General features: G+C 47.8%; 16 protein-coding genes. 10 read left to right on the top strand and 6 right to left on the bottom strand.

The genetic code is table 11. From position 1 onward, the window contains the following. Window positions 1–2: 2 nt before the first annotated feature. Entirely contained in the window at window positions 3–1,319 is a 1,317-nt protein-coding gene (locus tag TRQ2_RS04830; RefSeq protein ID WP_012310828.1) for a transglutaminase-like domain-containing protein, read from the bottom strand. Window positions 1,320–1,352: 33 nt separating this feature from the next. Here TRQ2_RS04830 and TRQ2_RS04825 point away from each other — a divergent pair, with 33 nt between their 5' ends. After that, window positions 1,353–2,027, top strand: coding sequence for a cyclase family protein (locus tag TRQ2_RS04825; RefSeq protein ID WP_011943485.1), 675 nt, complete (start codon window positions 1,353–1,355; stop codon window positions 2,025–2,027). 35 nt (window positions 2,028–2,062) lie between these two features. Here the strand turns inward: TRQ2_RS04825 and TRQ2_RS04820 are convergent, their stop codons facing one another. From TRQ2_RS04820 to TRQ2_RS04805, 4 genes are read right to left on the bottom strand one after another with little or no spacing between them, the layout of a single operon-like run. Then, window positions 2,063–2,491 (bottom strand): ferritin family protein, encoded by a 429-nt coding sequence (locus tag TRQ2_RS04820; protein ID WP_012310827.1) that lies wholly within the window; start codon window positions 2,489–2,491, stop codon window positions 2,063–2,065. After that, complete coding sequence (gene nuoF / locus TRQ2_RS04815) at window positions 2,488–4,311, bottom strand: NADH-quinone oxidoreductase subunit NuoF (RefSeq protein ID WP_004082447.1); 1,824 nt, start codon at window positions 4,309–4,311, stop codon at window positions 2,488–2,490. Before nuoF ends, TRQ2_RS04820 begins: the two co-directional genes overlap by 4 nt. A gap of 18 nt (window positions 4,312–4,329) precedes the next feature. After that, entirely contained in the window at window positions 4,330–4,710 is a 381-nt protein-coding gene (locus TRQ2_RS04810; protein WP_004082448.1) for a ferredoxin, read from the bottom strand. Window positions 4,711–4,712: 2 nt separating this feature from the next. Next, entirely contained in the window at window positions 4,713–5,201 is a 489-nt protein-coding gene (locus tag TRQ2_RS04805) for an NAD(P)H-dependent oxidoreductase subunit E (protein WP_004082449.1), read from the bottom strand. Window positions 5,202–5,404: 203 nt separating this feature from the next. Between TRQ2_RS04805 and TRQ2_RS04800 the strand changes: the two genes are divergently transcribed. The 9 genes from TRQ2_RS04800 to TRQ2_RS04760 all read left to right on the top strand — a co-directional run bounded on the left by TRQ2_RS04800 (window position 5,405) and on the right by TRQ2_RS04760 (window position 11,660). Then, window positions 5,405–6,166, top strand: a complete 762-nt coding sequence (locus tag TRQ2_RS04800; RefSeq protein WP_011943483.1) for an MBL fold metallo-hydrolase — start codon at window positions 5,405–5,407, stop codon at window positions 6,164–6,166. A 9-nt stretch (window positions 6,167–6,175) separates the two neighbouring features. Then, window positions 6,176–7,012 (top strand): methyl-accepting chemotaxis protein, encoded by an 837-nt coding sequence (locus tag TRQ2_RS04795; RefSeq protein WP_004082453.1) that lies wholly within the window; start codon window positions 6,176–6,178, stop codon window positions 7,010–7,012. 90 nt (window positions 7,013–7,102) lie between these two features. Beyond that, window positions 7,103–7,681 (top strand): pyruvate synthase subunit PorC, encoded by a 579-nt coding sequence (gene porC / locus TRQ2_RS04790; protein ID WP_004082456.1) that lies wholly within the window; start codon window positions 7,103–7,105, stop codon window positions 7,679–7,681. A 12-nt stretch (window positions 7,682–7,693) separates the two neighbouring features. Beyond that, a complete protein-coding gene (porD, locus tag TRQ2_RS04785; protein ID WP_004082458.1) occupies window positions 7,694–7,993 on the top strand; it encodes a pyruvate synthase subunit PorD in 300 nt (99 codons plus the stop codon). A gap of 2 nt (window positions 7,994–7,995) precedes the next feature. Beyond that, window positions 7,996–9,174: a pyruvate synthase subunit PorA gene (gene porA, locus TRQ2_RS04780; protein ID WP_004082460.1), complete on the top strand. Its 1,179-nt coding sequence runs from the start codon at window positions 7,996–7,998 to the stop codon at window positions 9,172–9,174. A gap of 14 nt (window positions 9,175–9,188) precedes the next feature. Beyond that, window positions 9,189–10,163, top strand: coding sequence for a thiamine pyrophosphate-dependent enzyme (locus tag TRQ2_RS04775; protein ID WP_004082462.1), 975 nt, complete (start codon window positions 9,189–9,191; stop codon window positions 10,161–10,163). A gap of 41 nt (window positions 10,164–10,204) precedes the next feature. Next, on the top strand, window positions 10,205–10,975 hold the full coding sequence (locus tag TRQ2_RS04770) for a glucose 1-dehydrogenase (RefSeq protein ID WP_004082464.1): 771 nt from the start codon (window positions 10,205–10,207) through the stop codon (window positions 10,973–10,975). Next, on the top strand, window positions 10,972–11,355 hold the full coding sequence (gene crcB / locus TRQ2_RS04765; RefSeq protein ID WP_041434309.1) for a fluoride efflux transporter CrcB: 384 nt from the start codon (window positions 10,972–10,974) through the stop codon (window positions 11,353–11,355). Before TRQ2_RS04770 ends, crcB begins: the two co-directional genes overlap by 4 nt. Beyond that, window positions 11,352–11,660, top strand: coding sequence for a DUF190 domain-containing protein (locus TRQ2_RS04760; protein ID WP_004082468.1), 309 nt, complete (start codon window positions 11,352–11,354; stop codon window positions 11,658–11,660). Before crcB ends, TRQ2_RS04760 begins: the two co-directional genes overlap by 4 nt. On the opposite strand, the gene mutL is transcribed toward TRQ2_RS04760, so the two are convergent. Continuing rightward, window positions 11,657–13,189, bottom strand: a complete 1,533-nt coding sequence (gene mutL / locus TRQ2_RS04755) for a DNA mismatch repair endonuclease MutL (RefSeq protein ID WP_193325877.1) — start codon at window positions 13,187–13,189, stop codon at window positions 11,657–11,659. The two genes, TRQ2_RS04760 and mutL, sit on opposite strands and share 4 nt — an antisense overlap. Window positions 13,190–13,253 lie beyond the last annotated feature (64 nt).

The raw sequence follows: 13,253 nt of genomic DNA, 5'->3' as shown, positions 1-13,253 counted from the left end.
TCTCACACCTCCTCGAAACTAATAACTTCTATGGTACTTTCGAACGGCAGACGTTTCTCTTCGCTTTCCGCCTCTCCAACCTGGTTGTCTGTGGGATCGCTTCTCACAAAACGAGTTTTCGGATCGAAGTCTTTCATGAAGCCGTCGTTTGCCACCATTCTGAAGCCGTCCAGGTTTCCAAAGTAGAAGCTTCTGAAAGATTCATTATCTCTCCTCGCACCGCCAAAGGAAAGATCCGCAGGAAGCCACCCATAGGGCTCCACGTAGAAAAGTGCCCAGTCGTGAGGAGAACCGAAGATCGGATTTATGTACCATCCAGACTGCCATCTTGCGGGGACACCTGCGATCCTGCACATCGTTATGAAGAGAAGTGCCTGAAAACCACAGTCGCCTTTCAGGTTGTTCACCACAAAATCCGTTATATTCTCGTACAGGGCATACGGTTTCACGTAGGAGTACCTCACGTTGAGTGTGATCCAGTCGTATATCCTTTTCGCTTTGAGGTACGGGTTTACCTCGCTACCCACCACCGTTTGTGTTAACCACCTGAGTTTCGGAGTAAAAACGATGTGTGGAGGCTCTTCTTTCAGGAACTCTTCAAATCCCACAACTTTCTCTGAAACTCTTTCAGGATCGACGTGGTTCACCCACTCTCTAACAATGTACTCGAATTCCACGAAAAAAGTGCTGTCTTCGCCTTCGAAGTAGATGGTCCTCTGTGGAACATCGTTCGGAGAAATGTAGTAACTTTTGTGACTTGTTCTCAGAAGTTTCACACTTTCGATCTGAAGGCCTTCCTTGGGAAACGGAAGCCATACGCGGTGCTTGGAGGATGTTTCCTTCAGTTTCAAAGTTATTCTCGCTCTTATTCTGTATCTTTTCGGATCCTCACCCTTTATGAGACGCTCCAGCCGTTCGTGGAGAATTCTTCGGGCTTTTTCACTTCTTTCATCTTTTCTGAGTCTTTCTCTGTACTCCGATCTGACGAAGGCGAGGTTGTGGAAGAAACGCCTTTCGAATCGTTTCTCACCCTCCACGACGATGTAGTCGAGTACTCCTTCGTTCATGAGATATTGGAACTCTCCCTTTGAGAAACCCTCGAACATCTCCCTCATCTTTTCCATCGCTTCTTTTTCGGTGAAAGGATAATCCTCGAGGAGTCTTTCGATCCTCTCTTTTTCGTAGATGAGTCTTTCACGCTGAAGCAAAGGGAGGTCCTTTTTCAGAAAGTCATCGATCAGCTTCAAAGCGACTGAAAAGTTCCCCAGCATTTCTTCTCTGAGCACTTCCTCTGGTAAACTGTAGATGAGAAACTCCATGTTGATACCTCCTTCAGAAAGGGAGTGACAGACGTGTTCATAGAATTATCTTATCCTATAGAAGAGAGAATGTTGACCTATCCGGACAACCCGCCAGACTATTTTGAGCCGAAAAGCAGAATAGAACAGGGAGACGCCGCCAACACGATGATGATTCATCATTTCTCGCACACGGGTACACACGTGGACGCCCCCTACCATTTTTGTGAAGAGGGCTGGACATTGGATCAGATACCTCTTGAATACTTCATTTTTGAAAAACCCCTGCTCGTGGACAGGGAGAAGAAACCAATGGAACTCTTCACCATCGAAGATATCGAAGAACTGGATCTGAATGGTGTGGATCTTCTCATGTTCAGATCGGGTTTTGCGAAGTTGAGAAGAACAGATCCTGCAACCTACAGGTACATGTTCCCCGGCATTTCAAAAGAGTTGGCTCGTTTTCTGAGGGAATCTGTCCCCTCTCTCAAAGCGGTCATGCTCGATTTTCTCAGTGCCGATCCCATCGTGTTGGGTGAAAAAGAAAACTACCCCGCGCACAGATGGCTTTTGTCGAAGAAATTCAGCAGCAAAAGACCTATCATCATATTCGAAGATGTGAATTTAGAACCCGTCGCTGGAAAGAAGATAAAACGTGTGATCGCTCTTCCTTTGAGATTCAAGGGGCTGGACGGTGGACCCGTCAGCGTTCTGGCAGAGGTGGAATGATTTGAACAAAAACCCCGCCGTCCGGCGGGGTATCTTCACACTTCCAGTCTCAGAAGGTCCCTCAGATGCTTTTTCTCCTCATCGATGATCGTCTGAACGGGTTCTTTCTCCGGTACGTAGCTCAATATTTCGCTGTAAAAGACTATGGAATCTTTTTCCACTTCGATGGCCCTTCTCACAGCCTCTCTCAGATCATCAGGGGGAGTTTCTTCGAGCTTGGGAAAGATAGAGATCTCTGCGAGAGCTTCGAGATAGCCGAGCACCTCATCGGATGGGTTAAGATCCTGCTCGTATTTTTCGAGGATCTCCTTGAACTTTCTGGAGTGGTCCCTCTCTTGTTCCGCCAGTCGTTCAAAGAGTGCCTTCGTTTCCCCCTCCGTTTTCTCCGCGAGATTCTTGTAGTAAGAGTAACCGGTTGATTCGATCCTCAAAGCTATATTCAGAAGATCCCTTGGGCCTATCATTCTACCGCCTCCTCCACCGGCAGAGCTGGAGTAACCTTGCTTATAGCTCCAAATCTACAGACTTCGATACAGCTACCACACCTGACACACTCCGCCTGATCTATCACGTGAGGCTGTCTCACCTGACCGCTTATACACTGAACCGGACAGACCCTCGCACACGCGGTACATCCAACACATTTTTCAGGATCAATCACGTAGCTGATCAACGCTTTACACTTCTTGGATGGACACCTCTTCTCTTTGACATGCGCCAGATACTCGTCTCTGAAGTATCTGAGTGTGGAAAGAACAGGATTCGGTGCGGTTTGACCAAGTCCACAGAGGGAAGTGTCCTTTACCACATGCGCCAGCTTTTCGAGCTCTTCTATGTCCTCCTCTGTTCCCTCTCCGGAAGTGATCTTCTCCAGGATTTCGAGCATCTTCTTCGTTCCTTCTCTACAGGGCGTACATTTTCCACAGGATTCTTCCACGGTGAACTCGAGGAAGAACCTTGCGACGTCAACCATACAGTCGTCTTCGTCCATCACTATCATTCCACCAGAACCCATGATTGCACCGAGTTTCTGGAGGGATTCGAAATCAACAGGTGTGTCTACGTACTCAGCGGGGATACACCCTCCGCTCGGTCCCCCAGTCTGGATGGCTTTCAGCTTTTTGTCTCCGGCTATTCCTCCTCCAATCTCGTATATGAGCTCTCTGAGTGTGATTCCCATGGGAACTTCCACAAGACCTGTGTTCTTCACTTTACCGGCGAGAGCGAATACTTTCGTTCCCGGAGAGTTCTCCGTCCCGTATTTTCTGAACTCTTTCGCACCGTTTCTGATGATCCAGGGTACGTTCGCAAGTGTTTCAACGTTGTTGATCACTGTGGGGTATCCCCAGAGTCCCTTCTCAACGGGATAGGGAGGCTTCACCTTCGGTTGGCCTCTCTCACCCTCTATGGAGGCCATCAAAGCGGTTTCCTCACCACAAACGAACGCACCCGCACCGATTCTGATCTCTATATCGAAGGAAAAATCCGTTCCCATTATGTTTCCTCCAAGGAAACCGTACTCTCTTGCCTGATTCAGCGCTATGTTGAGCCTTTCAATGGCGAGAGGATACTCCGCCCTGACATAAACGAACCCCTTCTGAGCACCTATCGCGTAGGCGGCTATTGCCATCCCCTCTATGACGGCGTGTGGATCTCCTTCAAGAACCGATCTGTCCATGAAAGCACCCGGGTCTCCTTCGTCCGCGTTACAGACAACGAATTTCTTCTCGGCCTTTTGCCTTGCCGCGAGTTCCCACTTGAGCCCTGTTGGAAAACCCGCTCCTCCTCTTCCTCTGAGTCCGCTGTCCTTTATCTCCTTTATCACGTCTTCCGGTTTCATCTGAAGAGCCTTCGCAAGGGCAAAATATCCGTCTCTTGCGATGTACTCCTCTATCTTCGTGGGATCTATGACACCGAGATTCCTTGTGACGATCCTAACCTGTTTCTTGAAGAAAGGCACTTCCTCATGAACTCTTGGAACAGGTTTTCCTTCGGAAGCCTTGTAAAGGTACTTCTCCACGATCCTTCCCTTCAAAATGTGTTCTTCGACGATCTCTCTTGCTGCGTCTGGTGTGAGTTTCTGGTAAAACACACTTTCCGGGTAGATCACGGCAATCGGTCCCAATGTACACGCTCCCATACAACCGGTCTCTATCACCCTGACAACTTCATCGAGGCCGTACTTTCTCAATTCTTCTTCGAAGGCATCTTTGACACTCTTTTCGCCGGCGGAAATACACGCTCCACCTGCACAGATAAGGATCGTGTTCGTTGTGAGCGGCACTCTCCTTCACCTCCAGAGTCAGGCTTCTCCTCTTTTGACCACCAGATCTTCGACGACCCTTCCTTCGAGTATGTGCATCTTCACGATTCTCTTTGCGTTTTCCGGAGTGACCCTTCCGTATATGACTGGCTCCTGACCTTCGAGCCTCACTTCAACGGTGGGTTCCACCTCGCAGAGTCCCATACAACCCGACTGAACAACCGCTATATCGTTTATGTTGTATTCATTGAGGGCTTCAACGATCGCCTTCAGAGTCTCTTTGGCACCCGCCGCTATTCCACACGTACCCATCGCAACAGTTATCTTCCCCCTTTTACCTGTTTCGCCCCTCAGCTGGAGATCCTTCAGAGCCTGTTCCTTTATCTTCATGAGTTCTTCCAGACTCTTCACCTTGGCCATCCTCATCCCTCCCGCTTGTACTTACTGATGATCTGAGGCACCATATCGGGAGTTACTCTGCCGTAAAAATCGTCTTCATCCACCATGACAACCGGTGCCATACTGCACGCCCCGAGGCATCTCACACCGTGAACGGAGAACATACCATCGCTGGTGGGTTCATCCGGATTCACCTTGAGTTCTTCGAGGAATCTTTCGAAGATTCTGTCCGCACCCTTCACGTAACACGCGGTACCGAGACAAACCTTGATCTGATGTTTACCCTTTGGCTTTGTGGAGAAGAAGTTGTAGAAGGTGACCACTCCATAAACCTTCGAGAGAGGAACGTCGAGTTTGTCTGAGATGTACTCGAGAACATCCGCGGGAAGATATCCGAAGAGTTCCTGGGCCTTGTGAAGCACCTGTATGAGTGCATCCTTCTTTCCCTCGTACCCATTTTCTTCTATGAAATTCTCCAGCTCTTTGAAGAGTTCCTCCTTCGACTTGACCAAAACCGCCACCTCCTGATCAGAATTTATCGGGAATTTTTTCACAATTTTTATCTGATATTTTTTTCACATTCACCATAGTCGATTATAACACCTCTCACTGTCATATGATGAAAAGAAAAGAAACAGTCACAAAGTGTTGCATGTAGTGATAGAATCAAATGGGGATTAATTCTTGAAATCGTTTGAAATCTGGAGGTGACAATATGTTTGAAAACGAAATCCTCTTCGACAACGGTCAGCACAAATTCATGTTTCTGGGATGGGAAGAGAAAGAAGAAGAGATCGTTCAGACGAACCAGTATTTGATCCTCGATGGAAACGAAGGGATTCTCCTGGACCCGGGCGGAGCACACGTCTTTCCCAGGGTGATGTCCAACGTAGCGGAAGTGGTTGATCTTTCCAGCATAAGACATATATTCTACACGCATCAGGATCCCGATGTCACATCCGGGATTTTGCTCTGGCTTTCGATATGTGAGAACGCGAAGATATACATATCCTCTCTCTGGGTGAGGTTTCTCCCACACTTTGGAATCTACGATCAGAAAAGGATCGTTCCGATCTCTGACAAAGGAACAAAGATAAAACTCCTGAGTGGTAACGAGCTCGAGATACTCCCGGCGCATTTCCTTCATTCTACTGGGAATTTCGTTCTCTACGATCCGGTGGCAAAGATCCTTTTCTCAGGAGATATAGGCGCCGCGGTGTTCGAAAAAGGAAAGAGGTACAGGTACGTCGATGATTTCGAAAGACATCTTCCGCTTATGGAGGCCTTCCACAAAAGGTACATGTCTTCCAATACGGCCTGCAAGAAATGGGTGGATATGGTTTCAAAGAGAAAGATAGATATGATCGCACCTCAGCACGGCGCTGTGTTCAGAGGAGAGTCTGTGAAGAAATTCCTCGAGTGGTTCAGAAATCTCAAATGCGGTGTTGATCTGATAGACAATCTCTATTCTTTGTGAGGTGATTCTATGAGAGAAAGAGAAATCGTGGATAAACTCACTTCTGCGTTCTTTGCAGAGAACACGATCATATCCTTCACAAGCCAGCTGGACGAAGCACTGACCAGAAAGCTGAGAAGAATGCAGCGCAGAATAGAGGAAGTTAAAGAAAGGTTTGTGAATCTCAACAGACTGTTTCAGGAACTGGTGGGAGATTTTCAAGCGAAAAGTGATCAGCTCGTCTCTGTCATCCAAGACATGGAAAAGATCAGTGAAAACATCATGGAGGAGTTGAAAAAATCCGGAACAAATGTAGATCAGATCGTCGAAAGGGTGAAAGAAGCTTCATCCCAGATAGGAGAGACCCTTGAAAACATAAGATCGATCGAAAAGTTGATTCAGAACATTATGAGAATCGCCAGGGAAACCAACATCCTCGCCTTAAACGCCACCATAGAGGCTGCGAGGGCCGGAGAAGCGGGAAAAGGCTTCATGATCGTAGCAAACGAGGTTCAGAATCTATCAAACGAAACAAATGAAGTGACAAAGCAGATCGTCGAGAAGGCCAGAGAAATCCTCGAATCTTCACAAAGATCCCTTGAAAACCTCGAGTTCATGGCGAATCTGTTTGAAACAGTTGGTAAAACCCTCCAGAATATGGTTCGTTTTATGGAAAACAACGTAAAGCTCCTTCAGGAGGTCAGAAACTCCCTCGATACCTCGAAGGAGTCACTCTCAGAAAAGAGTGCGGAAATCGACAGTGCAACGAAGGTTCTGGAAGAGACTGCAGGAGGATTCACGACCATAAACAGAGTTATCAACTCAGTGATCACCGCTCAGAGAAAACTGAAGGATCTAAAGATTTAATTTATTGTTTAAGTATACCATTATGAAATGCATTATGTATCTGATACAATAACGTGGGTTAAATCCATGTTGTCGAGGAGGTGCAATCGGATGCCCGTTGCGAAGAAATACTTTGAAATACGATGGCACGGTAGAGCCGGGCAAGGTGCGAAGAGTGCTTCCCAGATGCTGGCAGAAGCCGCTCTGGAAGCCGGGAAATACGTTCAGGCTTTTCCAGAATACGGTGCAGAAAGAACAGGTGCTCCCATGAGGGCCTTCAACAGGATTGGTGATGAGTACATCAGAGTGAGATCTGCAGTGGAAAACCCGGACGTCGTTGTGGTGATCGATGAAACACTACTTTCTCCCGCCATTGTAGAAGGCCTTTCAGAAGATGGTATCCTCCTTGTGAACACCGTTAAGGATTTCGAATTCGTCAGAAAAAAGACAGGATTCAACGGAAAGATATGCGTGGTGGATGCTACAGACATCGCTCTCCAGGAGATAAAGAGAGGAATACCGAACACACCGATGCTTGGAGCGCTGGTCAGAGTGACAGGTATTGTGCCTCTCGAGGCGATAGAGAAGAGAATCGAGAAGATGTTCGGAAAGAAATTCCCTCAGGAAGTGATTGATGCGAACAAGAGAGCTTTGAGACGTGGATATGAGGAAGTAAAGTGCTCAGAGTGAGGAGGTGTGAGAATGTCTCTTAAAAGCTGGAAGGAAATTCCCATTGGAGGAGTCATCGACAAACCGGGAACAGCAAGAGAATACAAAACAGGTGCCTGGCGTGTGATGAGACCTATTCTTCACAAAGAGAAATGTATAGACTGTATGTTCTGCTGGCTCTACTGTCCAGATCAAGCGATCATCCAAGAAGGCGGAATAATGAAAGGTTTCAACTACGACTACTGTAAAGGATGCGGACTCTGTGCGAACGTATGTCCAAAGCAGGCCATAGAGATGAGACCTGAGACTGAGTTTCTGAGCGAGGAGGGATGAGGATGGAAAGGGTCGTCGAGAGAGTGGCCGTCACCGGCGCTGAGGCCGTTGCCAATGCGATGAGACAGATAGAGCCCGATGTCGTTGCGGCGTACCCGATCACTCCACAGACACCTATTGTGGAGTACTTCGCCAGGTTCGTCGCGGACGGCGTTGTCAGGACAGAAATGATTCCCGTCGAAAGTGAACACAGTGCGATGAGCGCTGTCGTTGGAGCCGCTGCCGCGGGAGCAAGAGCGATGACAGCAACCAGTGCAAATGGACTCGCACTGATGCACGAAATAGTTTACATCGCTGCCTCCTACAGACTTCCCATTGTGATGCCCGTTGTGAACAGAGCGCTCAGTGGTCCTATAAACATTCACTGTGACCACAGCGACGCGATGGCAGAAAGGGATTCTGGATGGATTCAGCTCTTTGCGGAAACTAATCAGGAGGCTTACGATTTCACCATTCTCGCTGTGAGACTGGCAGAACACGAAGATGTGAGACTTCCCGTCATGGTGAACCTCGATGGGTTCATCCTTTCTCACGGAGTGGAACCCGTTGAGTTCTATCCCGATGAACTCGTGAAGAAGTTCGTTGGAGAGCTCAAACCCATGTATCCTCTTCTGGATACTGAACACCCTGTAACCTGGGGTCCTCTCGATCTTTACGATTACTACTTCGAACACAAAAGACAGCAGATTGAAGCCATGGAAAACGTAAAGAAGGTGTTCCCGGAAATCGCAAAAGAATTCGAAGAAACGTTTGGAAGGAAATACTGGTTTGTCGAACCGTACAGAATGGAAGATGCAGAGCACGTGATGGTAGCACTGGGCTCCACAAACAGCACGATAAAGTACGTGGTTGATGAACTGAGAGAAGAAGGCTACAAAGTTGGATCTTTGAAAATCTGGATGTTCAGACCGTTCCCGAAGGAGCAGCTTCAGGAACTCCTCAACGGAAGAAAGAGTGTAGTTGTGCTCGACAGAGCTGTTTCCTTCGGAGCGGAAGCACCTCTCTACGAAGCAGTGAAATCTGCGCTCTACGAAGTAGCAGCGAGGCCGATGCTTGGATCCTATGTCTACGGTCTCGGTGGAAGGGACATCAAACCAGAGCACATCAGAAAAGCGTTCGAAGATGCCATAAACGGAAACCTCATAGCAGATGAACAGAGATATCTTGGTCTCAGAGAGTGAAGGAGGTGTGAGGAATGCCCGTTAACATAAAACAGCTGGCACAGGAGTTCGATAAGAAAGAAATCGGTATCACACAGGGTCACAGGCTCTGTCCAGGTTGTGGAGCACCCATCACAGTGAAGTTCGTGATGATGATCGCAAGACACCTCGGATACGAACCCGTTGTTGGACTCGCAACAGGTTGTCTGGAGGTTTCTACCTCCATCTATCCGTACACCGCTTGGAGCGTACCTTACATTCACAACGCCTTTGAAAACGTGGCAGCAACGATGAGCGGTGTGGAAACGGCTTACAAAGCACTGAAAAACAAAGGAAAGATCCCAGAAGACAAAAAATACGCCTTCATTGCTTTTGGTGGAGACGGTGGAACGTACGATATCGGTCTTCAGTCACTGTCCGGGATGCTCGAAAGAGGTCACAAGGTGCTCTACGTCCTCTACGACAACGAGGGATACATGAACACAGGAAACCAGAGATCCGGATCCACACCCCCGGGTTCGGATACCACGACAGCTCCAGTTGGAAAGAAGCTCCCTGGAAAGGTCCAGCTGAAAAAGAACATCGTCGAGATCGTAGCGGCTCACGAGAACGTCTACGCAGCTACCGCATCGCTCTCTGAACCCATGGACTTCTTTGCCAAGGTGGAAAAGGCGCTGAACTTCGATGGACCTTCTTTCCTTGCGGTCTTCTCTCCTTGCGTCAGGTTCTGGAGAGTGAACGACGATAAAACAGTAGAAATATCAAAACTCGCCGTAGAAACGAAGTACTGGCCTTTGTACGAAGTGGAAAGAGGAGTTTACAGAGTCACCAGAAAACCGAGACAGTTCAAACCTGTGGAGGAATTCCTGAAGGCTCAGGGAAGGTTCAGAAAACTTCTTTCAAGACCGGATGCAAAAGAAATCGTAGACGAACTCCAGGAATACGTCGACAGAAGATGGGAAAGACTACTCACACTGGAAGAGGTTACAAAGGACAAACCGATTAGATAAAACGGGCGGGGGTTACCCCGCCTTTTCTGTGGGGTGTTAGCATGCTCGAAGGCAAGGTGGCAGTCGTTACAGGTGGAGGTCAGGGAATCGGAGCCGCGATCGCTCAGCTTTTTGCGGAAAACGGCATGAAGGTAGTCATAGCAGAGATAGACGAAGAAGCGGGCGTTGAAAGAGAAGAGATGTTGAGAGAAAGAGGGCTGGATGTCACATTCGTAAAAACGGACGTTGCAGATGAAAACTCCGTGAAGAACATGGTGAGAAAAACCGTCGAAATATACGGCGGGGTAGACGTTCTGGTGAACAACGCAGCCGTCATGTCCGTGAAGAGCATCTTCGAAAGACCTCTCGAAGAATGGGAGAGAGTGATCAGGGTGAACCTCACGGGGCCTTACATCTGTTCTCGATACTGCGCGGAAGAAATGATAAAACGCGGTGGCGGAGTGATCATAAACATAGCAAGCACAAGGGCATTTCAGTCAGAACCAGACACGGAACCCTACTCAGCTTCAAAAGGAGGCCTTGTGGCACTCACGCACTCCTTGGCCGTGAGTCTTTCCAGATATCACATAAGAGTGGTGAGCATAAGCCCCGGCTGGATAGAAACATCGGAATGGAAGAAGAAGTCCCTGAGAAAAAAACCCGATCTGAGACCCATCGATCACGAACAGCACCCGGCTGGAAGAGTTGGAAATCCCTTAGATATTGCCCATCTCTGCGTCTTTCTCGCGGACGACGAAAAAGCAGGTTTCATAACAGGCACGAACTTCATCGTCGATGGTGGTATGACGGTGAAGATGATATACGAGGAATGATCGAGATGGATTACCTGACAATTGCATTCGGAGGAGCGATTGGAGCCGTTCTCAGATACCTTGTTTCCCGTACGATCAATTCACTCCTGCCGTTCTCTTACATACCACTTGGCACGATCATCGTGAACTCTGTGGGTTCTTTTTTTCTTTCGTTTTTGATGTTCGCCGCTATCGAGAAAGTTCCTCTCTCTAAGGAAGCCATCCTTTTCTTCGGAACGGGGCTCCTGGGAGCCTTCACCACTTTTTCCACATTTACTTACGAAACGCTCTCGCTCATCGAAGAGAGTCCCGCAAGGGGAGTCGCTTATGCTCTTGCCAATCTTCTCTTTGCTTTTACATGCGCCTACTTTGGAATGATTCTGGGGAGGGGGAAGGTATGAAGCTTCTCAAGATCTACCTCGGAGAAAAAGACAAGCACAGCGGAAAGCCTCTTTTCGAGTATCTTGTGAAGCGCGCTTACGAACTCGGTATGAAAGGAGTCACTGTCTACAGAGGTATCATGGGTTTCGGTCACAAGAGACACATGCACAGAAGTGATTTTTTCAGTCTTTCACCGGATCTTCCTATCGTTCTTGAGATCGTCGATGAAGAAGAGAGAATAAACCTTTTTTTGAAGGAAATCGACAACATAGACTTCGATGGCCTGGTTTTCACCGCTGACGTCAACGTGGTGAAAATGGGTTAACGCTCGAAAAATCGGTCCATGTCCTCATAGCTGATCTTGAAAGAAATCGGCCTTCCGTGAGGACATCTTTCAAACCGCTTCTTGAAAAAGACATCCAGCAGTTTCGATGCGATCTCTTCGTCGAATTCTCCGGATTTAGTGGCAAGTTTACAAGCGGCAAGGGCTATTCTTTCCTTCAGTTTTTCATCAACTGGGAAGTCCCTGAAAAATTCCTCCACAACGTCTTCGGTGAGGAACTCAGGGATTTCAATGACTTTCAAAGCTCCTTCTTCTCCTTGAAAGGAGAATCCGTATTCTTCCAGTTTTTGTTTTTCTTCCCTTGATAGCACAACTGTTATGTTCCTTTTCACCCGTCTTTTCCTCCAGCTTTTTTTCGAAAGGATTTCTTCGTAAATCGTTCGTTCGTGGAGAGCATGAAGATCCACAAAGAGCAAACCATCTTCCACTTCAACGACAGCGTACTTACCCTTGACCAAAAACCATCTGTAGGAAGGTGATTCCGCTACGCTCAGCGCATGGGAGGATATTTCTTCGTACGCAACCGACCTGTACCATTTCCGTGCCAGATTTCTTTTGAGGGTTTCTTCCAAACTCTTTTTCACCTTTTCTTCGTTGAGAAATTTCACCACGATTTTCGAAGGGTGTATGTTCACGTCGAGTTCTTCCGGATTTACCTCTATGAAAAGAACCGCGACGGGATAGCTTCTCTTTGGAAGATCGTAAACTTTCATGAGTACTTCGTGGAGTTCTTCGGAAACCACAAAACGACCGTTCACGTAGAAATACTCTCCCGTTCTGCTGGATCTTGTCACCTCGCGGGATGAAACTATTCCCTTTATCCTCAGGCCGGATAATTCCTCTTCGAACGTGATGTAACCTTTTCTCAGATCTTCAAGGATCAGGATAGCTCTTTCAAAGATGTTCTGTGTTCTTGGAAAGGAATGGACTATCTTTCCATCTGAGGTGAATACAAAATCAACGTCGTTTCGTACAAGGACGAATCTTTCAAACATCTCACGACACATTCTCAACTCGATGGCAGAGGACTTCAGAGATTTTCTCCGGACGGGTAGGTTGAAGAAGAGATCTCTCACCTCAACGGTGGTGCCGGTATCCCTGTGGGTTTCCGAGATTTCTTCCACTTTCCCCCCAGCAATCATCAACTGTGTTGCGAGTGCGTCTTTTTCCGTTTTTGTCACGATCTTGGTTCTGCTGACCTGCACAATCGAAGCAAGCGCTTCACCTCTGAAACCGTAAGTTCTGATCCTGTGCAGATCTTCCTCGCTCTCTATCTTGCTCGTCGTGTAAGGTTCTATTGCCAGAAGTGCCTCTTCTCTGGTCATCCCGATTCCATTGTCGGATACTCTTACCATGTTCTTTCCACCGTTTTCTATCTCAACAACTATCCTGTCGGCCTGCGCGTCCAGACTGTTTTCTACAAGCTCTTTCAGAACGAAAGATGGATTGTGAATCACCTCACCCGCGGCGATTTTTCTGACGAGGCTCTCGGGAAGTCTTTTTATTCTCAAAACAGAACACCTCTCCACTCGATCTCCCTGAAAATTTTAACATCCAGAAAAAAAGGCGGGATAA

The sequence above is a fragment of the Thermotoga sp. RQ2 genome (assembly GCF_000019625.1).
In the GTDB taxonomy this organism is placed as follows: Bacteria; Thermotogota; Thermotogae; order Thermotogales; family Thermotogaceae; genus Thermotoga; species Thermotoga maritima.
Note: the sequence above shows the minus strand (reverse complement) of the source record. Positions and strands in the feature narration are given on the sequence as shown.